This window comes from Acinetobacter piscicola (assembly GCF_015218165.1).
GTDB lineage: Bacteria > Pseudomonadota > Gammaproteobacteria > Pseudomonadales > Moraxellaceae > Acinetobacter > Acinetobacter piscicola_A.
The window spans coordinates 2290361-2309292 of sequence record NZ_CP048659.1 but is presented as its reverse complement, the minus strand read 5'-3'; the positions used below and the strand labels follow the sequence as shown (position 1 = coordinate 2309292).

17 protein-coding genes and 1 pseudogene are annotated in these 18932 nt (G+C 38.0%); 14 read left to right on the top strand and 4 right to left on the bottom strand.

All coding sequences use genetic code 11. From position 1 onward, the window contains the following. Positions 1–133: 133 nt before the first annotated feature. The 3 genes and pseudogenes from G0028_RS11265 to G0028_RS11255 all read left to right on the top strand — a co-directional run bounded on the left by G0028_RS11265 (position 134) and on the right by G0028_RS11255 (position 2427). Positions 134–373: a hypothetical protein gene (locus G0028_RS11265; RefSeq protein WP_180113115.1), complete on the top strand. Its 240-nt coding sequence runs from the start codon at positions 134–136 to the stop codon at positions 371–373. A 52-nt stretch (positions 374–425) separates the two neighbouring features. After that, positions 426–749, top strand: a pseudogene (ssb, locus tag G0028_RS11260) (single-stranded DNA-binding protein); the annotation flags it as partial. A 1096-nt stretch (positions 750–1845) separates the two neighbouring features. Beyond that, positions 1846–2427, top strand: coding sequence for a hypothetical protein (locus G0028_RS11255; RefSeq protein WP_180045980.1), 582 nt, complete (start codon positions 1846–1848; stop codon positions 2425–2427). Positions 2428–2703: 276 nt separating this feature from the next. On the opposite strand, the gene G0028_RS11250 is transcribed toward G0028_RS11255, so the two are convergent. After that, positions 2704–3051: a hypothetical protein gene (locus G0028_RS11250; protein ID WP_180045978.1), complete on the bottom strand. Its 348-nt coding sequence runs from the start codon at positions 3049–3051 to the stop codon at positions 2704–2706. 129 nt (positions 3052–3180) lie between these two features. After that, complete coding sequence (locus G0028_RS11245) at positions 3181–4206, bottom strand: AraC family transcriptional regulator (RefSeq protein WP_130073260.1); 1026 nt, start codon at positions 4204–4206, stop codon at positions 3181–3183. A gap of 145 nt (positions 4207–4351) precedes the next feature. Between G0028_RS11245 and G0028_RS11240 the strand changes: the two genes are divergently transcribed. After that, entirely contained in the window at positions 4352–5122 is a 771-nt protein-coding gene (locus G0028_RS11240; protein WP_180045975.1) for a 3-hydroxyacyl-CoA dehydrogenase, read from the top strand. A 181-nt stretch (positions 5123–5303) separates the two neighbouring features. After that, entirely contained in the window at positions 5304–6440 is a 1137-nt protein-coding gene (locus tag G0028_RS11235) for an acyl-CoA dehydrogenase family protein (RefSeq protein ID WP_130073262.1), read from the top strand. 140 nt (positions 6441–6580) lie between these two features. Here the strand turns inward: G0028_RS11235 and G0028_RS11230 are convergent, their stop codons facing one another. Then, a complete protein-coding gene (locus tag G0028_RS11230) occupies positions 6581–7099 on the bottom strand; it encodes a DJ-1/PfpI/YhbO family deglycase/protease (protein ID WP_130073263.1) in 519 nt (172 codons plus the stop codon). Between the two features lie 250 nt (positions 7100–7349). Here G0028_RS11230 and pheA point away from each other — a divergent pair, with 250 nt between their 5' ends. From pheA to G0028_RS11215, 3 genes are all read left to right on the top strand, one after another. Further along, positions 7350–8456 carry a prephenate dehydratase gene (pheA, locus tag G0028_RS11225; protein WP_130073264.1) on the top strand — a complete coding sequence of 369 codons (1107 nt, stop codon included), beginning with the start codon at positions 7350–7352 and terminating at the stop codon, positions 8454–8456. 24 nt (positions 8457–8480) lie between these two features. Then, positions 8481–10727, top strand: coding sequence for a bifunctional prephenate dehydrogenase/3-phosphoshikimate 1-carboxyvinyltransferase (locus tag G0028_RS11220; RefSeq protein WP_180045973.1), 2247 nt, complete (start codon positions 8481–8483; stop codon positions 10725–10727). A 139-nt stretch (positions 10728–10866) separates the two neighbouring features. Next, on the top strand, positions 10867–11247 hold the full coding sequence (locus G0028_RS11215; RefSeq protein ID WP_180045971.1) for a hypothetical protein: 381 nt from the start codon (positions 10867–10869) through the stop codon (positions 11245–11247). A 281-nt stretch (positions 11248–11528) separates the two neighbouring features. Here the strand turns inward: G0028_RS11215 and rpsT are convergent, their stop codons facing one another. Then, on the bottom strand, positions 11529–11795 hold the full coding sequence (gene rpsT, locus G0028_RS11210; protein ID WP_111857950.1) for a 30S ribosomal protein S20: 267 nt from the start codon (positions 11793–11795) through the stop codon (positions 11529–11531). Between the two features lie 212 nt (positions 11796–12007). Between rpsT and G0028_RS11205 the strand changes: the two genes are divergently transcribed. The 6 genes from G0028_RS11205 (at position 12008) to mfd (ending at position 18892) form a co-directional block, all read left to right on the top strand. Beyond that, positions 12008–12673: an NAD(P)H-binding protein gene (locus G0028_RS11205; RefSeq protein ID WP_130073267.1), complete on the top strand. Its 666-nt coding sequence runs from the start codon at positions 12008–12010 to the stop codon at positions 12671–12673. Between the two features lie 12 nt (positions 12674–12685). Further along, a complete protein-coding gene (gene rraA, locus G0028_RS11200; protein ID WP_130073268.1) occupies positions 12686–13198 on the top strand; it encodes a ribonuclease E activity regulator RraA in 513 nt (170 codons plus the stop codon). 34 nt (positions 13199–13232) lie between these two features. Next, on the top strand, positions 13233–14018 hold the full coding sequence (locus tag G0028_RS11195; protein WP_174492459.1) for a glutathione S-transferase N-terminal domain-containing protein: 786 nt from the start codon (positions 13233–13235) through the stop codon (positions 14016–14018). Between the two features lie 133 nt (positions 14019–14151). Then, positions 14152–14508 (top strand): hypothetical protein, encoded by a 357-nt coding sequence (locus G0028_RS11190; RefSeq protein WP_180045969.1) that lies wholly within the window; start codon positions 14152–14154, stop codon positions 14506–14508. A gap of 72 nt (positions 14509–14580) precedes the next feature. Next, a complete protein-coding gene (locus tag G0028_RS11185; protein ID WP_180045967.1) occupies positions 14581–15342 on the top strand; it encodes a hypothetical protein in 762 nt (253 codons plus the stop codon). Between the two features lie 88 nt (positions 15343–15430). Continuing rightward, positions 15431–18892, top strand: coding sequence for a transcription-repair coupling factor (gene mfd, locus G0028_RS11180; protein WP_180045965.1), 3462 nt, complete (start codon positions 15431–15433; stop codon positions 18890–18892). The last annotated feature ends 40 nt before the right edge of the window (positions 18893–18932 follow it).

The following is an 18932-nucleotide window of genomic DNA, read 5'->3' as shown; positions in this document are numbered from 1 at the left end:
TTATGAATCGCAAAGTCGCAATAAATCGCAAATGGATTCCGACACCAAGAGGCAAGCTATACAAGCGATACGGCTATAAAATCGCAAAATCGCACGATTTCCTAGAAGTGAAAAAAATTAAGGCATACAAGATATGAAAAATACGACAAGAACAGAGTTCTTAAAATTAATGAATGATAACTTTGGTTATCCAACAGATAGTTGGAAAAGATTAAAAGATGGTGATGTACTACCTCTTAATGCTCAAGTGATGACAATTGGTAAAGATGATGACGGATATTTTTACCACCTTTGTTATGACACATTTAACGGCGTAAATGTATTTCTTAAAAATATGGGGGTAACTCATTGGCACATAGTAATTAATCGTTAAGCCATTAAGCCACGATTTGATAGATAAGAAAGAATTTAAGAGATTTAGAACAATGCCAAATGTGAACAAAGTTATTTTAATGGGCGTTTTAGGTCGTGACCCTGAAACAAAGAATTTCCCCAATGGTGGCAGTATTACCAATTTCAGCATAGCAACGACTGAGCAATGGAAAGACAAAACCACTGGAGAACGTAAAGAACACACCGAATGGCATCGAATCAGTACCAATAACCGATTGGCAGAGATTGCAGGCAAGTACCTTAAAAAAGGCAGTAAGGTTTATATTGAGGGCAGTTTAAGGACACGGAAATGGAAAGATCAAAGCGGTGCAGATCGGGAGATAGTCGAAGTTCGGGCGGATGTATTACAGTTAATTTAAAAAAAAAGAAGCTCCTTAAACATGAGGAGCTTTTTAGTATCTGCATGGTCATTTTAACCATTGAGGTTTAACTTGCTGAGATTCTAAATGTGACCAAGTTGATCTATCACTAAAATCATAATGATTGAAAGCTCGTTTCTTTTGACGATATTAATAAACTATAAGCACATTTTTGGGGTGGTGGTATTGCTATCTTTCATGAGTTGCCAGTACCTAGACCGCCCACCATCTCACTTATAAAAAAAATTCTGTTTTAGGTTAAAAGTTAAAGCTGATATTGATTAAGTTATTGATTTACAAGTTTTGTCTTTTAACTCTTATATTAAAAGTTAATTATTGAGGTTAAAGAAAGTTAAAGACTTACAAGGCTCAATTTTGAGCTTTGGTATTAAATCAATTATTTAGTGAAGTGGGATAATCTCATATCACAAAACGCAAATTTGCGTTCACCTTAAAAATCATGAATGGATAGATTTTAAATGCTGCCTTTTATTCACCCTTAAAAGGGGTAATTGGCTTATCGTCAAAAGTGACGACAACCCAAAGGGTCGCATTTCAAATACCACCCTCAAATTGAGGTTAAAACCTCCCTAATCCCTAAAATCTTTTCTGAATGGTTGTTTATAGTTGTTATTGGCTACAGATCAAGGCATGGAACTCGCCATTTTAAATGTGAAAAAACATAATGAACCCGAACAAGTCACCAGTAGAATAAAACGCACTGGAGCGCATGAGGCAGAGCAGCCGAACCAATCATTTATCATTCATCAAGTCAAGACCCTCAATTTTTAATTTCGAGCGTATAAAAATATGTTTATAGGTGCGGTCATTTAGCTTTAAACCTCTAGCTTTTTAGCTCCCCCCTACCTATTTACCTAAATCATTAGGAAAAAAATGCAACGAAAACACGCTTAAATTCCTTGTAAGTGTTGCTATATATGGCTTAGAGCCTTGTTATACAAAGTGCAATCCGTCAAGGAAAAATAGCCTGTTTTTAGCTATTCTGTAGGTACTTTTAGCGAGTTCTAGTCATTTTTAACCCTATTTTCATCAAAAATAAGCTTTTTTTAGTCAAAAATAGTGAGTTTTAAGTATGTTTAAGCAATCAAAAATACAAGTTGAGAGCCTAAGAGCAATGGATAGCCGAATAATGCAGAAACAAGGCATTTTTAAAAATGGTACAGGTTCATATAGTTGGTGGGATGCAGATACCAAAAAAATACGCTCATCCATTGATTACAGTTATCAAGATCAACAATTAACGCTTTCTTATCATTGTAATGGTGAATCTTATGACTATGTCATTCGTATAGATCGAACAGCCTGTCACTACGGCGGAACACGGTCATGGTTTATATGCCCATCTCCAGAATGTAGGAAGCGAGTTGCTAAGCTGTATTTATCAGAAAGTGGATATTTCACATGCAGACATTGCAATAATGCAAACTATGCCATTCAGCAAATGAGCGAAAAAGATAAGCCACGTTATCACATGCACAAAATGAGGGATAAGTTAGGTTGGAGTTATAACCATGTGCCATTTATTAAAAGAATAAACAAGCCTTTAAATATGCACCACAAGACATTTAAGGCTATGGTCGCCAAGCATGATGAATATGAAAGGCAATTTTTAGTAAACTTTCAAGCATTCATAGATAAGTTTGAGAATATGTGAATGAGGTATTTAATTTAAAAATAATAAAATGACCATACCTTTAATGTTATGTATTAGGCTTATTATAAAACCTAGCAACAGATAATTTGTACACTGTGGTGTACACTAGAATTTAACTTAAAAATAATTAAATATAAAACAATTATTTATATTAAAGTTCGGTAGAGGTTAAACCTACCAAGATTTTTATTGATATTTGATCAATATTAAAAAAAGGAAAATCATCAAGATTTTCCCTTTTTTATTGTTTAACTTTATAAAATAATTTTTCAATCTTTACATGGGAAAGTCATTCAAAGATTCAGCGATATTCAGTTTTTTCAGAGAATTGGTTTCTAATGCTAAACATAATGCGACAATCTTTGCAGCGTCGGCTAAATGTTCTTTTTGCAATGCAAGACCATTTTGAATTGCATTTAAGTTTTCTTTTTGAATATCTAAAGCACGTGCCAAATCATGACTTTCTTGGCTTGCAATAAACTGCACAATCGCTTGATTTAAATCATGTTGTGGTGCATTTAACATGGCATCAATAATTTCATCGAGTTGTTCAGTTTGAGCAGATAAAGAAACAACAAAATTTTGCACAAGTGAGCGTTCAAGCACGTCAGAAATTTTATTCATGGAAGAACCTGTAAAAACAGTAAGACTAAAGAGGGAGAGATAACTAGCCATAAAGAAGCTAGAAATTGAATGAAAAATAACCTATTTTAATGATTGAATCAACTTGATTCGGACGAATGAACAGTTTCTTTAAAATATTAGGGATGAGTCTCGATAAGAGCCTGGATTTACACCAGTCCATTTTTTAAATGCACGATGAAATGCACTCGGGTCTTGGAAATATAATTCACTACTGATTTCTTGTAGTGTTTTTTGTGTGGTTGTTAAAAGTTCAATCGCAGTATCACGGCGTATTTCATTTTTGAGTTGCTGATAACTTGTGCCTTCGTTTTTTAAGCGGCGTTGTATCGTCGCTTCCGACATATTGAGTTGTTTTGCCAAAACATTCAGCTCAAGCCACTGCTCAGGTGACTGTTGCATGAGGGATTTACGGATGATTGAGCTCAGAGCATGTGGATTTTTAAAACGAACCAATAAGTTTTCAGGGGTATTTTTTATAAATTCATACCAAGACTTTTGGTCTTGTTTGATGGCGATTTTTAAATAATTAGCATCAAATTGGATGTAATTTTCATCTGAATGATAATGAATGTTTTCACAAAACCGTACTTTATAATCATGATCATCTTGTGGAGCGGCACATCGCAGTTGAATTTTGTTAATGATTAAACGTTGTCCACTGAGCCAACAAATTAAACCATGAATTAGCATGAGATAGGTGGCATATGCAAACATATTTTTAGGTGCTTGCCGATCATAAATGACAATATAAGCATAATTTTCTTCAACAAATAGCGTGCTCGAAAAGTCATCTAAAATTGCATTTAAAAACTGTAAAATTTGTGTCAGTGCAATTTTGACATTTTCAGCTTGCATCAGCATTTTTGACAAGAGTTGAAAACTGCCTCTACGCATCGCATGGCTGTCCATACCAAAAAACTCATCATTCATTTGATTTGCGATTTCTGTCCAAAGTAGGGCAAATGTATGAACGGAAACTCTACTTTTATCTGATTGCATTAATTCTGGAGAAATGCCCATTTTTTGGATTAATTGTGCTAAGTCTAAATTTTTATTTTGTGCAGTGGCTAGGGCTTCTTGTACCAATGTAATAGAAATCGTTCCCTTACTGTACTTGGGTAGTTGATTATCCATAGGTTATTCCATTATTTTGTAGCACGACGTCATTGTCCAAATGCATCATTTAAAATGCAACTTTTGGGAATTGTACTGAAGTATTTCTATGTTTACTCTGCTGCTTAAGTCGAGTGCTCATTCAAAAAATGAATAGGAAAATAATATGAAAATTGCAGGAAAAGTTTTTGTTGTCACAGGTGGTGCATCGGGTTTGGGTGCAGCGACCGCAGCTTTTTTAGTTGAGCGTGATGCTAAAGTCATCATTGTCGATATGAATAATGAATTGGGGCAGCAAACACAGCAACAACTGGGTGAAAATGCCAAGTTTGTGCAACTTGATGTGACAGATGAGACCACCGTTGAACAATTTTTTAATGATGTAGAACAAGAATATGGACAGTTGAATGGTCTCGTGAACTGTGCAGGCATTGGTCCATCTGCCAAAGTTCTGGGTAAAAAAGGCATTCATGCATTAACAGATTTTCAGCGCGTATTAAACATCAATGTGTCAGGCACATTTAATATGCTGCGTTTTGCTGCCAATTTGATTGCAAAATATGAGTTACAAGCAGGTGAGGAAGACCGTGGTGTAATTATCAATACGGCTTCAGTTGCGGCATTTGATGGACAAATTGGACAAACTGCTTATTCAGCATCAAAAGGTGCAGTTGTGGCAATGACTTTACCTTTAGCACGTGAGCTTGCACAACATGCTATTCGAGTGATGACCATTGCACCAGGAATCATGGAAACACCTATGCTTAAAGCATTGCCACAAAATGTCCAAGATGCGTTGGGGCAAATGGTACCATTCCCACCACGTTTGGCAAAACCTGAAGAATTTGCATCATTGGTTGGGCAAATTTGTGAGAATAGTTACTTGAACGGTGAAACGATTCGTCTAGATGGTGCAATTCGTATGCAACCTAAATAATGCATTAAAACAAGATTTTTCTAAATTTAATCATCTATTTTTATTTATATACTTCTTTGTATTTAATGAAGAAGTATATGAATTTCTCGTCAAAATCTTAATTTATCTTTGATTCTCTTGGTTATTTTATGGACCAAGTTAGTCAGTTTTTGCCTAAAAAATGTATAGACAGGATGCTGCCATGATTTTAAATGAAGAACAGAAAATGATTCAGGAGATGATGCGTGATTATTCACAAAATAAGCTTAAACCGAGCGCATCAGAACGTGATCAAACATCGCATTTCCCTGCACAAGAGCTCAAAGAACTAGGTGAATTGGGGGCGTTGGGGATGACGGTGTCGGAACAATATGGCGGTGCAGGTTTAGATTATATTTCTTTGGTACTGGCTTTGGAGGAAATTGCCGCAGGGGATGGTGCAATTTCTACCATTGTGAGTGTGCAAAACTCTTTACCCTGTGGCATTACTCAGCGTTATGGTACAGAACAACAAAAGCAAAAGTATTTAACTAAACTCGCAACAGGGGAATGGTTGGGTTGTTTTTGTTTGACCGAGCCACAAGCAGGTTCCGATGCAGGTGCATTGCAATGTAAAGCAGTGCGTGAAGGAGATGAATGGGTACTTAATGGTACAAAACAGTTCATTACAACAGGAAAAAACGCGCAGATTGCTATTGTTTTTGCGGTAACTGATCAAGCCGCAGGCAAGCGAGGGATTTCTTGCTTTTTGGTTCCTACGGATACTCAAGGTTATATTGTTTCACGTATTGAAGATAAAATGGGGCAGCATTGTTCCGATACCGCGACCATTATTTTTGAAAACTGTCGAATTCCTGCTGAAAATTTATTGGGGCAGGCAGGGGAAGGTTATAAAATTGCCTTGTCAAATCTAGAATCAGGTCGCATTGGGATTGCATCACAATGTGTGGGTATGGCGCGTGCAGCATTAGATGCAGCGGTAGAATATGCCAATCAGCGTAAAACCTTTGGTGTCGAGTTGGTGCAGCACCAAGCTGTCGCTTTTCGTTTAGCCGATATGGCAACGCAAATTGAAGCAGCTAGACAGTTGGTTTTACATGCGGCAAGTTTAAAGGATGCAGGATTACCTTGTTTAAAAGAAGCATCTATGGCAAAACTTTTTGCTTCAGAAATTGCTGAAAAAGTGTGTTCAGATGCGATTCAAATCCATGGCGGCTATGGTTATGTTTCTGATTTCCCTGTAGAACGAATTTATCGAGATGTACGTGTGAGCCAAATTTATGAAGGGGCTTCTGATATTCAACGTCTTGTGATTGCTCGTGAAGTCATTCAAGCATAAAAATAATATGCTGTGGGTTGAGGTGACATGTGGGGCATGTTGCCTCAAGGAATAGCTGATGATTTTGCTTGATTTTAACAATGCGTAAAATGCACTTCATTTAAATAAAGTCATTTAGCGTTGAACATACAGCAAAATAATCAAACACTTAAAACATTGAGACATTCACGAATAAATCTAGGTAATTCTTGGGTGGAGCGAGAAGAAATATATAAATTATTGTCATTCACTACGTCATCATCAAAAACTACAGCACCTGCATTTTTTAAGTCGTGAATGATAGTTTGGATAGACGTTAGCCTGCGTCCAATTGCAATTTGTGCATCAATAAGTAAATGTGGACTATAACAAGATAAAAAAATGGGTTTTTGTGCGTTGGCAAAATTACGTAGATATTCAATAAAACGCATATCTTGTTTGAGTAAGTAAGTTGAATTTCCGCCCGGAATCATTAAAGCATCGAAGTCCTGAACTGAAATTTCATCAATTCCATAATCAATGCTGACGGCAGATTTGCGTTGTTGACTATAGACGATATTTCCTGCTGTTTTTTCGATATTGCGTACCGAATGGCTTGCCGCTCTAAATGCTTCAACAGGATCGTGATATTCCACATCTTCAAAATCATGGGTTATCAAAACAGCGATTCTCTTATTCATCTTTTTAGTGCTCGAGTTGCGCTTAACTTATTTATCATAAATGCTGTGGCTTAAACTTCTATAGAGGCTTTGTAAAGTTGAAGGTCTTTGTTGCTTCACTTTGTAGGAAGGAATGAATGTCAGGAAAGGGATTTAAAACGTACATAAAAGCAGTATTGTGCAACAAATTCGCATGAACTATTGTTATACTGTGAGTGGTTTAAAATTTAAACCATCTGTAATTCTAGACTTTTAAAAGGGCGATATAACAATGATCAACGATGATCAAAACACGACTTCTCTCGATCTTGCTCAAATCCGTGATGATATTGATTCAGTAGATCAACAAATCCAGCAACTGATTAATCGCCGCGCAAAGTTGGCAGAAGCAGTGGCTAAAGCAAAATTTGCTGCAGAAGAGAATCCGTTGTTTTATCGTCCTGAACGTGAAGCACAGGTATTGCGTAATGTGATGGAGCGTAATGAAGGTCCATTGTCAGATACAACGATGGCTCGTTTGTTTCGTGAAATTATGTCCGCTTGTTTAGCACTAGAAGCACCACAAAGTATTGCATTCTTAGGACCTGTCGGTACTTATACGCATTCCGCAGTGTTGAAGCATTTTGGTCAAGATGCAGTGGTTCGACCCCTTCCAACCATTGATGAAGTGTTCCGTGAAGTTGAGGCGGGTAGTGCTCACTATGGCTTAGTGCCTGTAGAGAACTCATCTGAAGGTGTGGTGAACCATACTTTAGACTGTTTTAAAGCATCGCATTTAAATGTTATTGGTGAAGTTGAATTGCGTATTCATCACCAGTTCTTGATTTCTGCAAATACCCGCAAAGACAGCATTAAACAAATTTATGCACACCAACAAACACTTGCACAATGTCGTAGTTGGTTAGATGCACATTATCCAGGTGTAGAACGCGTTGCGTTAAGTTCAAACGCTGAAGCGGCACGCCGTATTCGTAATGAATGGCACTCTGCTGCAATTGCATCGGACGTTGCTGCAAGCATTTATGATTTAGAAATTTTACATAGTAATATTGAAGATAATCCTGAAAATACCACACGTTTCCTGGTCATTGGTCGCGAAAAAGTGCCGCAATCAGGTAATGACAAAACTTCATTATTGGTTTCTGCGCATGACCGTGCAGGGGCGTTATTGGAAATTCTTGCACCATTTGCGAAACATAATATTAGCTTAACCAGTATTGAAACGCGTCCTGCATTGCCTGAGAAATGGGCGTATGTGTTCTTCATTGACTTAGAAGGTCATGTTGAGCAAGACAATGTTAAAGCGGCGATTGAAGAAATTCGTCCATTGGTGAAAGAAGTGCGTGTATTGGGTTCATACCCGATTGCAGTACTTTAAAACTGAAGGTCTGAAAACAAAGTCATGACACAAGCTTTATTTAAAAAAGTTGCTTTTATCGGACTTGGGCTGATTGGTTCAAGTTTGGCTCGCGTGATTATTGCAGAGCAACTTGCAGAAAAAATTGTCGCGTCAACACGATCTAAACGAACTTTGGACGATGCAAAAGCACTTGGCATTATTTCAGAAGGGTTTAGTGATCCTGTTGAAGCGGTAAAGGATGCAGATCTAATTGTATTGGCTTTACCTGTACGTGCAACACAAAAAATTCTTGAAACCATCAAACCTTATGTTTTGGAAAATGCCATCATCACTGATGTTGGCAGTACCAAAGGCAATGTGGTTGCTGCTGCCAAAGCGGTTTATGGTGAAAATTTACCAGTGGGTTTTGTTCCAGGGCATCCGATTGCAGGTGCAGAGCATACAGGTGTGCATGCAGGCAAAGTAGATCTTTTTGCCAACCACAAAGTGATTTTGACGCCATTACCAAGCAGTGCGGATTGGGCGGTGGAAAAACTGATCACACTTTGGCAGGCAGCCAAAGCTGAAGTCATTTGTATGGATGTCGATAAGCACGATGAAGTGCTTGCACATACCAGTCATTTACCACATTTAATGGCATTTAACTTGGTTGAGCAACTGGCAAATCGTGAAGATAATCTCGATATTTTCCGGTATGCCGCAGGTGGATTTCGTGACTTTTCACGGATTGCGGCAAGCGATCCGCAAATGTGGCACGATATCTTTTTTGCCAATAAAACTGCCATACTCAAAGCAGTTGATGGTTTTGAAACACAACTCAGAACTTTACGTCAATTGATTGAAAATGAAGATTCACAAGCATTGATGGGTTTGCTCGGTCATGCACAAGCAGCACGACAGCATTTTAATCATATGCTCGCTAAAAAACCTTTGATGGAGAAAAATAAGGTGACACAACAATTTACCATTTTGCCAGGTGAGAAGACATTTAAAGGTAAATTTACCGTGCCGGGTGACAAATCAGTGTCACATCGCTCTATCATGTTTGGTGCGATTGCCGAAGGAACAACACATGTGACAGGTTTCCTTGAAGGTGAAGATGCTTTGGCAACACTTCAAGCTTTCCGTGATATGGGGGTGAGCATTGAAGGTCCTAAGAATGGTGAAGTGACCATTCACGGTGTTGGTATGAATGGTCTAAAAGCACCAAAAACTGCGCTGTATATGGGTAACTCAGGGACATCAATGCGTTTGCTTTCAGGTATGTTATCTGCGCAGGCTTTTGATTCTGTGATGACAGGTGATGCGTCATTGTCAAAACGCCCGATGGAACGCATTGCAAAGCCTTTGCGTGAAATGGGGGCGCAAATTCAGTCTACAGGTGAACGTGGTACGCCACCGATTTCGATCACGGGCGGACAAAAACTTAAAGGTATTCACTACGATTTACCAATGGCATCTGCGCAAGTAAAATCAGGGATTTTATTGGCAGGTTTATGGGCAGAGGGTGAGACATCTGTGACTGAGCCTGAACCGACGCGTGATCATTCTGAGCGTATGCTCCGTGCTTTTGGTTATGACGTGAAAACGGAAGGCAATCGCATTTCACTACAAGGTGGTGGAAAACTCGTTGGAACAGATATTCAAGTGCCTTCTGATATTTCTTCAGCTGCATTCTTTATGGTGGGTGCTGCGATTACTGAAGGTTCAGATGTGACCCTTGAAGCAGTAGGCATTAACCCAACCCGTACAGGTGTGATTGAAATTTTAAAACAAATGGGTGCTGATCTCACTGTTGAAAATGAACGTATTGCAGGTGGTGAACCAATTGCAGACATTCGTATTCGTGGTACACGTACGCTTAAAGGTATTCATATGCCTGAAGATCAAGTGCCATTGGCAATTGATGAATTCCCATCATTGTTCATTGCTGCAGCTTGTGCTGAAGGGCAAACGATTTTGACGGGTGCGGCTGAGTTACGTGTGAAAGAATCTGACCGTATTCAAGTCATGGCGGATGGTTTAAAAACCATGGGCATCGACTGTACACCGACTGATGATGGCATCATCATTGAAGGTAAAGGCAAATCTGGCGAATGGGGTGCAATTTTCACTGGTGGTGAAATTGAATCACATCACGACCATCGTATTGCCATGAGTTTCTCGATGGCAGGTTTGCGTACTTCAGGTGAAATTAAGATCATGGGTACTGAAACGGTTGCAACCAGTTTCCCGACATTTACTCAATTGACAAATCAAGCAGGTTTGCACATTCAAGTCGATGAGTAATCTATGACCAAATACGGGTGACTGAGTAATTGGTCTAATATTTGTATATTTATTCAACAATAGCCAAGCAAATGCTTGGCTGTTTTGTTTATATTGCTTATTCTAAACCCATACAACTATAAAGCCTTTGGATGAAGCAATGAGAACATTACAATTTACAGCAAACTGTGAGAAGCATAGCCCAACGAATGCAAAGGGTGAAAATGCCTGTCTTGTCACTCAAGCCTATGTGACGGATTTATTATCTAAACAGCTTACAGAATATGGTTTTAAAGCTGAGTTGACCCATTCAGAAGAACGTTTAGCGGTCAGTGTGGGAAATCATCCAATTGGTTTGGGCGTGCATTGTCATTTAAATGATGACGGTTTACTGACGTGTCAGATTTCAGCCCATGCCAATGAACAACAAGCATGGTTTAAAAAAATAGAAACGCAAAGCATGGTTAAACAACTTGCAAATGCCGTAGAAAATACCTTGAAAAAAGATGCTTTATTTAGCCAGTTTCAATGGAAAGCATAAATAAAGAATAGGATTTTAAAACATGCTGCTTTAAAAAAATGTTTTGAAGTGGCTGAGGACTTTTGAGGTCGAACAAAAAACTTTTTTCTCGGTGTATGGGTTAAGCCAAAATAAATACTGCTTTGCGCCGTAGGTTAGGATAGCTGCGAGACAAATTTATTTAAATTTCTGAAAAGAGAAGTCTATTTATTCAAGACTGGGTTGGATTGTTTTAAATGAAACAGGATAAATATATTTTTAGGCATAAAAAAAGCCCCAAGGGGCTCTTTTCATGCAACAAATTAGTTAGCTAAAGCTTTAACTTGTGCATTTAAACGGCTCTTATGACGAGCAGCTTTGTTTTTATGGATGATGCCTTTATCAGCCATACGGTCGATTACTGGTACAGCTGTTTTATAAGCTTCAGTAGCTGCAGCATAATCACCAGCAGCGATAGCCGCTACTGTACGTTTAAGATAAGTACGAACCATAGAACGTAAGCTTGCGTTGTGTTTACGTGCTTTAACGTTTTGTTTAGCACGTTTTTTAGCTTGAGCAGAGTTTGCCACTCGTGCACTCCTTGAAATAGATTGGTCTGGGCGGGCTGAAATTACATCTGAAAACCCACATCAGAGAATTTTCACCAGCCCGTAAACAAGTGCCATATTTTGATTAAAGCGCTTAGTAAAGTCAAGTCTTGACATGCTTTGACACCAAATAGATGCAGAAAAAAAGAAAAGAAAGCGGTAGATTATTTCTAAAAGTAGGAGATTGTTTAAAAATGACACAAACGATTAAAAATGCGATCGTTATTGGGGCAACAGGTTTGGTCGGTAAAATATTGGTCAAAAAGCTGAGCCAGTTAGCGCAATGTGAAAAAATTACCGCGATTGTGCGACAAGAAGATATGGAACTTAAACAATTGCCAAAAGTTGAACAATTGGTCTTAGATGATTTTTTATTATTAAATGATCAAGATGTAAATGGTTTTAGTCATGCATTTAGTTGTTTGGGGTCTACTCAGAAAAAAGCAGGTTCTAAAGAAAAATTTTATGCCATTGATTATGAAATTAATGCACATTTTGCAGATCTTTTTGAAAATACCGATACACAATTGATTTTGGTCAGTGCGATGGGGGCAAACGCTAGCTCTAAAATATTTTATAACCGTGTCAAAGGCGAACTAGAAAATTATTTACAAAGTTTAGATTTATTACGTATTTCAATCATTCGTCCCTCTTTACTGATCGGTGAGCGGGACGAGCAACGTGTTTTGGAAGATGTAGGACAAAAAATCTTTCAGAAATTCTCGCATTTCATTCCAAATACATTTAAATATAAGCCAGTGACAGCTGAACAAGTGGCTCATACTATGGTCGAGGTTGCACAAACTCAAACCGATAAATTTGAAATTTATGATAATTTATACATACAAAATGCTAAATAATGGAGAATTAAATTGAGTTCACCCGCTTTTGTAACTTGTGATTTATTGGATGATCATCCTGATAAAGAGATTCAAACTTTAATTCCATCTTTGGATGGTCGCTTCTTTCAAAGTTATGGCGCACGTAAAAGTTTTGGTGGTCAAATCGTCACAGTGAAATGTTTTGAAGACAATTCACGTGTCAAAGAATTGTTAGCAACAGATGGTACAGGGAAAGTCCTTGTTGTAGATGGTGGGGCATCAATGCGCTGTGCCTTGATGGGGGATATGATTGCTGCATCGGCAGTTAAAAATCATTGGAATGGTGTGGTGATTTACGGTTGTGTGCGTGATGTAGATGCTCTCGCTGAGCTTGATTTAGGTATACATGCATTGGCTGCAATTCCACAAAAAAGTAACCGTAAGGGCATAGGCGAAGTGGATCTACCCTTGTATTTTGGTAGCGTAACTTTCAATGCTGGTGATTTTATTTATGCGGACAATAACGGCATTGTAGTTGCAAAAGAAAAATTAGTAGATCTTTAAAATTTAGGGTTAGTCAAACCCCAAGGATAACAAAATGGTGCATCATCAGATTAAAGTTGCTCAAGCATTGGTTTCAGCAATTACCGAGGGTGGACGTGGCGCAAATGGTACGCCATTTCCCAATCAGCCTGAAAAAGCGTTAAAGCTGTACGAGTTTGAAGGTTCACCATTTTGTCGCCGTGTTCGTGAGGTGATGACTTTATTGAACTTGGATTATGAGGTATATCCTTGTCCAAAAGGGGGAACTAAATACCGTAAAATTGTCAAAGAACAAGGTGGAAAAGCACAATTTCCATTTTTAGTCGATGAAAATACAGGCGAAAAGTTGTATGAATCGCAAGATATTGTGCATTATCTTTTTAAAAATTATGGCAAAAATGGTCAAATACCCAAGAAATATGCACATTATCCAAAATTACCGCTTGTAGCATTTGCGGGTACATTGATTAATGGTGCACGCGGTGTGTGGATCAATAAAAAAATTATTCATCGTGCAGCACCTGAGCAACTTTTAGAGTTGTGGGGCTTTGAGGCAAGTCCATATACCCGTGTGGTACGTGGGGTGTTAACTGAACTAGAAATTCCTTTTATTTTTCATAATGTGGCAAAAGAGCGTTGGCAAGATCAAGGGCCATCAGTATTGCGTTTAAAGCCTGGTAAATATGTGCCTTTGGCGGGCGGTAAGCGTGAAAAAGTTGTTCCTGTGATGGGGCGGGTCAAAAAGGATATTCAAGTCCCTTATTTAGTTGATCCAAATACAGGTGCTCAACTATTTGAATCTGAATCAATCGTAAATTATCTACAAAAGCAATATGGTTGAAATAGTACAAAATGAAGCATCCGAAAGGATGCTTTTTTATCATAGAATTTAAAATAGCCTAAGATCTTTGATACTTTAATCTTGGTCTAAATCTGACTAAACTACATGGATTGTTAAAACGTTGGAATACATTATGTTTGCCAAAATTGCTGATTTATTTAAAGGTAAAGAGGCGAAAGCTGAAGTTGAATTTTTAGAAAAACATAATATTCAAATTGATCCTGAGCAGGGTTTTATTGTTGATGGCATCGTTTTAAATACTGAATTGAAAGAACGCCTTGAGTATTTTTCTAATCGTAAGCTTAAAAATTTTGATGATTTAAAAGAGTTGTTTTATAAAGCTATTTTGATTAATGAAAAAATTGATTTGGAAATTGCATCGGGTCGCTATGTCGCGAGATTGGGGAATACTGAAGAAAATTTGAAACAGTTTAAGCTAATTGTGCAAAAGTTAAATGATTATTATAAAGCGTTTAAAAGAGAGCGATAAGTAAAAGTGATTGTTAGGTAAATAATTGTCAAATAACAAAAATCATATAAAGAAGTATATTGGGGAGTTGTAATGGGAACGAATGTTGGTGGAATGATATTGCCATTTAGCGGTAATGAATTACAGGCGGTTGTGTTTATTGAGCAATTAGAAGGGAAAGTTTTATACAAAAGAGAGCATTGGACATCAGATTTCAATACTGGAAGTGAAGAGTATTTTAGCTTTTGTTTGGTGAATGGGTATTTAATATTACATCATGCTTATTATGTTCATAGCATGTTTTATACACCTGAAATTTGGCAAGAAAAATTTAAACAGTTAGGTTTAATGGATCGAATGATTATTTTTCTACGAGTAGATAGTGCTAATGCAGTGGGCTATGCAGTTTATGAAAATGCTAAACAAATTCGTTGTTTTGAACAAAGTGATGGTAAAACCTATCAATTAGGTGAAGAGCTATCGTTTGAACAGCAATGGCTGAATGCTCCTGCTTTTTATGTACATGAATTTGAAGATGAATATGGTGAGTGGCAAACCCAAAATATTCCTGAATCTGAATTTAATGAAGAAAAAATGGAAGAATGGGCAGATTATTATAAATGTCGTTATTTAGATGATTATGAAAATTCAGTACATGAGTCTGGACTGGCAGGCGTCATACTCAATGAACTGTTATTTGAAATGTTTCAGATGGAGTACACGCTAGATAATCTTTATCGTGAAACATTTTTATATAGCACATTGTCTGGACCCCAACAAAGCAAACAATCACATGCTAAGCAAAATTCTAAAAGTAGTTTGTGGAGAAAATTGACAGCCCTATTTAACAAGTAATTTTATTTAACAAGTGATTCAATCATTGCCTAAATTGCAAATTTTGCATGTTAAACTATCGTCCATGTCTTTTTGACCTGATGCGATTATGTTTAAACAAGAAATCTCAGACCTTAATTTAACACAACTGAAAGCGGGTGAAAAACGTTGGATTGGTTCAATGTTGGGTTCATCAGCAGCACTATTATTCAAAGAGATTTCAGAGCAATCTGAGCAATTGTATGTTTTAGTTGCTCGAAACAATCAGCATTTAAACCAACTTGAAAGCGAATTAGAGTTTTATGGCATAAAACCAACCGTATTTCCAGACTGGGAAATTTTGCCATACGATCGATTATCACCACATCAAGATATTGTATCTGAACGACTTTCAATTTTATCTAATATGCCAAGCAAAGGTATTTTACTTGTTTCCGCAACGACTTTGGCACAACGGGTCGCACCAACGTCATGGGTGCTTGGTGAACACTTTGATATCAAAGTCGGGCAGAAATTTGACTTAGAACAACAAAAAATGCGTTTGATTCAAGCGGGTTATCATTTGGTTGATACCGTTTATGATCATGGCGAGTTTGCGGTACGAGGCAGCATCATGGATATTTATGCCTCAGGGCAAAATGCGCCGATTCGTATCGATCTATTTGATGATGAAATTGACAGCTTAAAATTTTTCGATCCTGAAACACAAAGAACAACAACAAAGTTGGATCATTTTACGGTTTTGCCTGCTAAAGAGTTTCCACTTAAAGAAGCACGCTCTACATTTCGTGACCGTTATGCTGAAAGTTTTCCCACAGCAAATCCAAAGAAAAATCCAATTTATACCGATGTTTTAGATGGTATTGCCTCAGCAGGTTTGGATTTCTATTTTCCATTATTTTTTAGTAAAGAGGCGATGCAGTCGCAAAGTAGCCTTATAGCGTACTTACCAAAGCATTGCATTGTCATTACAGATGAGCATCTCGATGATGGATTAACCCAATTTTGGAAAGATGTGACGCGTCGTTATGAAGACCGTCGTCACAATGTTGATCAGCCTTTATTAGCACCTGAAGAATTGTTTATTCAACCGAATCAGGTTTTTGAATATCTCAATAAATTTCCGAGAATTATTGCTTCTGTTGCATCTGTAGATGCTTTGAAGTCAGGTGCAATCAATTTAGCGACAGAACAACCTGCTCAACTTCCTGTTGATCCTAAACAGGAACAACCCTTTAAAGCTGTTAAACAGTATATTGATCATGCGAATCATCCTGTGTTGTTGGTTGCAGAAAGTGCAGGTCGTCGTGAAACCTTAAAAGATGCGTTACGTTCGAGTTTGGGCGAAATTCCTGTGGTTGAAAGCTTTTCAGCATTTCAACGATCTCATTTTTCAGTTGCAATTACCCATGCACCTTTGGATCGTGGTTTGCTGATCACTGATCATTTGTCAGTCATTTCAGAAAATCAGTTGTATGAGCATCGTGTTGTACAGCGTCGTAAAAAACGTCAACAAGAGGTTTCAGAAGAATTTTTAATTAAAAGTCTTACTGAATTAAATATCGGTGCACCTGTGGTACATATTGATCATGGTGTGGGGCGCTATGCTGGTTTAGTGACGCTGAATATCGATGAGCAAGACTATGAATTTTTACAGCTCAATTATGCTGATGAAGCTAAAGTGTATGTGCCTGTGACACATTTACACCTGATTAGCCGTTTTAGTGGTGGTGATCCTGATCTGGCACCTCTGCATAAATTGGGTGCAGATGCATGGAGTAAAGCCAAACGTAAAGCACTTGAGCAAATTCACGATGTTGCAGCAGAATTACTGCATATTCAGGCACGCCGTCAGTCTAAGCCTGGCATCAGTTTTGAGCTTGAGCAAAGCAGTTATATGCAATTTTCAAGTGGTTTTGCTTATGAAGAAACGCTTGATCAGGCCAATGCCATTGAGGCGACTTTACACGATATGCAACAAGCCAAACCGATGGATCGCTTGGTCTGTGGTGATGTGGGCTTTGGTAAAACAGAGGTGGCGATGCGAGCCGCTTTTGTTGCAGTGCAAAATAATAAGCAGGTCGCGGTTTTAGTGCCAACGACTTTGCTCGCACAGCAACATTATGAATCGTTCAAAGACCGTTTTGCAGATTGGCCAATTCGAATTGAAGTGTTATCCCGTTTTGGTACAAGTAAAACCCATACTAAAACTATTGAAGATTTAGCCGACGGTAAAGTTGATATTGTCATTGGTACACATAAAATTCTTCAACAAAATGTCCAATTTAAGAATTTGGGTTTAATGATTGTCGATGAAGAACATCGTTTTGGTGTGCGTGACAAAGAGCGTATTAAAGCAATGCGAGCTGATGTCGATATGTTAACGCTGACAGCAACGCCGATTCCACGTACTTTGAATATGGCATTTTCTGGAATGCGTGATCTTTCGATTATTGCGACACCCCCTGCACGCCGTTTGGCAGTCAAAACATTTGTCAATGAACAGACTGATGAAACGATGAAAGAGGCGATTCTACGTGAATTGCTGCGTGGTGGTCAGGTCTATATTTTACATAATGAAGTCGATAGCATTGAGCGTGCTGCTGAAAATATTCGTCATTTAGTTCCTGAAGCACGTGTGGCAGTTGCGCATGGGCAAATGCGTGAACGTGAACTTGAGCAAGTCATGCAACAGTTTTATCACAAAGAATATAACGTCTTGGTGTGTTCAACGATTATTGAAACAGGTATTGACGTACCAAATGCCAATACGATTATCATCGAACGTGCGGATAAGCTTGGTTTGGCGCAGTTACATCAATTACGTGGTCGTGTCGGTCGATCACATCACCAAGCATATGCTTACCTCATGGTGCCTTCAATCAAGGGCTTAAAAGGTGATGCTGAAAAACGTCTGGATGCGATTTCACGTGCCTCAACTTTGGGTGCAGGCTTTATGTTAGCAACCGAAGATTTGGAAATTCGTGGTGCAGGTGAGCTACTTGGCGAACAGCAAAGTGGTTCAATGAATGCAATAGGTTATAGCCTATATATGGAAATGCTGGAAAAAGCGACCAAAGCTATTCAACAAGGTAAAACGCCAAATTTTGATGCACCATTGTCGCTAACCTCTGAAATTAGCTTACATATGCCTGCATTAATTCCTGATGAATATTTAGGTGATGTGCATCAACGTTTGATGTTCTATAAACGCATTAGTAATACGGATACCCAAGATAAACTTGATAATATTCGTATGGAGTTGATAGACCGTTTTGGCATGCCACCACTTGCCGTCAAACAATTGTTCAGTGTGCATCAAATTCGCATTCAAGCTGAACAGTTGGGTATTACTAAAATTGATATTGGGGCGAATGGTGGTGCGATTGAATTTTCACCTGACACACCTGTACAAGCCATTACCATGATTCAATTGATGCAGAAACATCCAACTTGGTTCCGTATGGAAGGTGGACAACGTCTTAAAGTTATGGTGATGTTAGAAGAAAATCAAAAAAGGATTCAGTTTATTTTAGACCTACTTAGTACGCTTTTAGGTGATTTAAAATAAGCTTAGATTTCTCGTTGTTACATTTTTGAAAAGTGTAATA

What these genes read in the sequence shown, in the direction of transcription:
- G0028_RS11265 (WP_180113115.1), top strand. Translation starts at nt 134, where the DNA reads ATGAAAAATACGACAAGAACAGAGTTCTTAAAATTAATGAATGATAAC.
- G0028_RS11255 (WP_180045980.1), top strand. Translation starts at nt 1,846, where the DNA reads ATGTTTAAGCAATCAAAAATACAAGTTGAGAGCCTAAGAGCAATGGAT.
- G0028_RS11250 (WP_180045978.1), bottom strand. Translation starts at nt 3,051, where the DNA reads ATGAATAAAATTTCTGACGTGCTTGAACGCTCACTTGTGCAAAATTTT.
- G0028_RS11245 (WP_130073260.1), bottom strand. Translation starts at nt 4,206, where the DNA reads ATGGATAATCAACTACCCAAGTACAGTAAGGGAACGATTTCTATTACA.
- G0028_RS11240 (WP_180045975.1), top strand. Translation starts at nt 4,352, where the DNA reads ATGAAAATTGCAGGAAAAGTTTTTGTTGTCACAGGTGGTGCATCGGGT.
- G0028_RS11235 (WP_130073262.1), top strand. Translation starts at nt 5,304, where the DNA reads ATGATTTTAAATGAAGAACAGAAAATGATTCAGGAGATGATGCGTGAT.
- G0028_RS11230 (WP_130073263.1), bottom strand. Translation starts at nt 7,099, where the DNA reads ATGAATAAGAGAATCGCTGTTTTGATAACCCATGATTTTGAAGATGTG.
- pheA (WP_130073264.1), top strand. Translation starts at nt 7,350, where the DNA reads ATGATCAACGATGATCAAAACACGACTTCTCTCGATCTTGCTCAAATC.
- G0028_RS11220 (WP_180045973.1), top strand. Translation starts at nt 8,481, where the DNA reads ATGACACAAGCTTTATTTAAAAAAGTTGCTTTTATCGGACTTGGGCTG.
- G0028_RS11215 (WP_180045971.1), top strand. Translation starts at nt 10,867, where the DNA reads ATGAGAACATTACAATTTACAGCAAACTGTGAGAAGCATAGCCCAACG.
- G0028_RS11205 (WP_130073267.1), top strand. Translation starts at nt 12,008, where the DNA reads ATGACACAAACGATTAAAAATGCGATCGTTATTGGGGCAACAGGTTTG.
- G0028_RS11195 (WP_174492459.1), top strand. Translation starts at nt 13,233, where the DNA reads ATGGTGCATCATCAGATTAAAGTTGCTCAAGCATTGGTTTCAGCAATT.
- G0028_RS11190 (WP_180045969.1), top strand. Translation starts at nt 14,152, where the DNA reads ATGTTTGCCAAAATTGCTGATTTATTTAAAGGTAAAGAGGCGAAAGCT.
- G0028_RS11185 (WP_180045967.1), top strand. Translation starts at nt 14,581, where the DNA reads ATGGGAACGAATGTTGGTGGAATGATATTGCCATTTAGCGGTAATGAA.
- mfd (WP_180045965.1), top strand. Translation starts at nt 15,431, where the DNA reads ATGTTTAAACAAGAAATCTCAGACCTTAATTTAACACAACTGAAAGCG.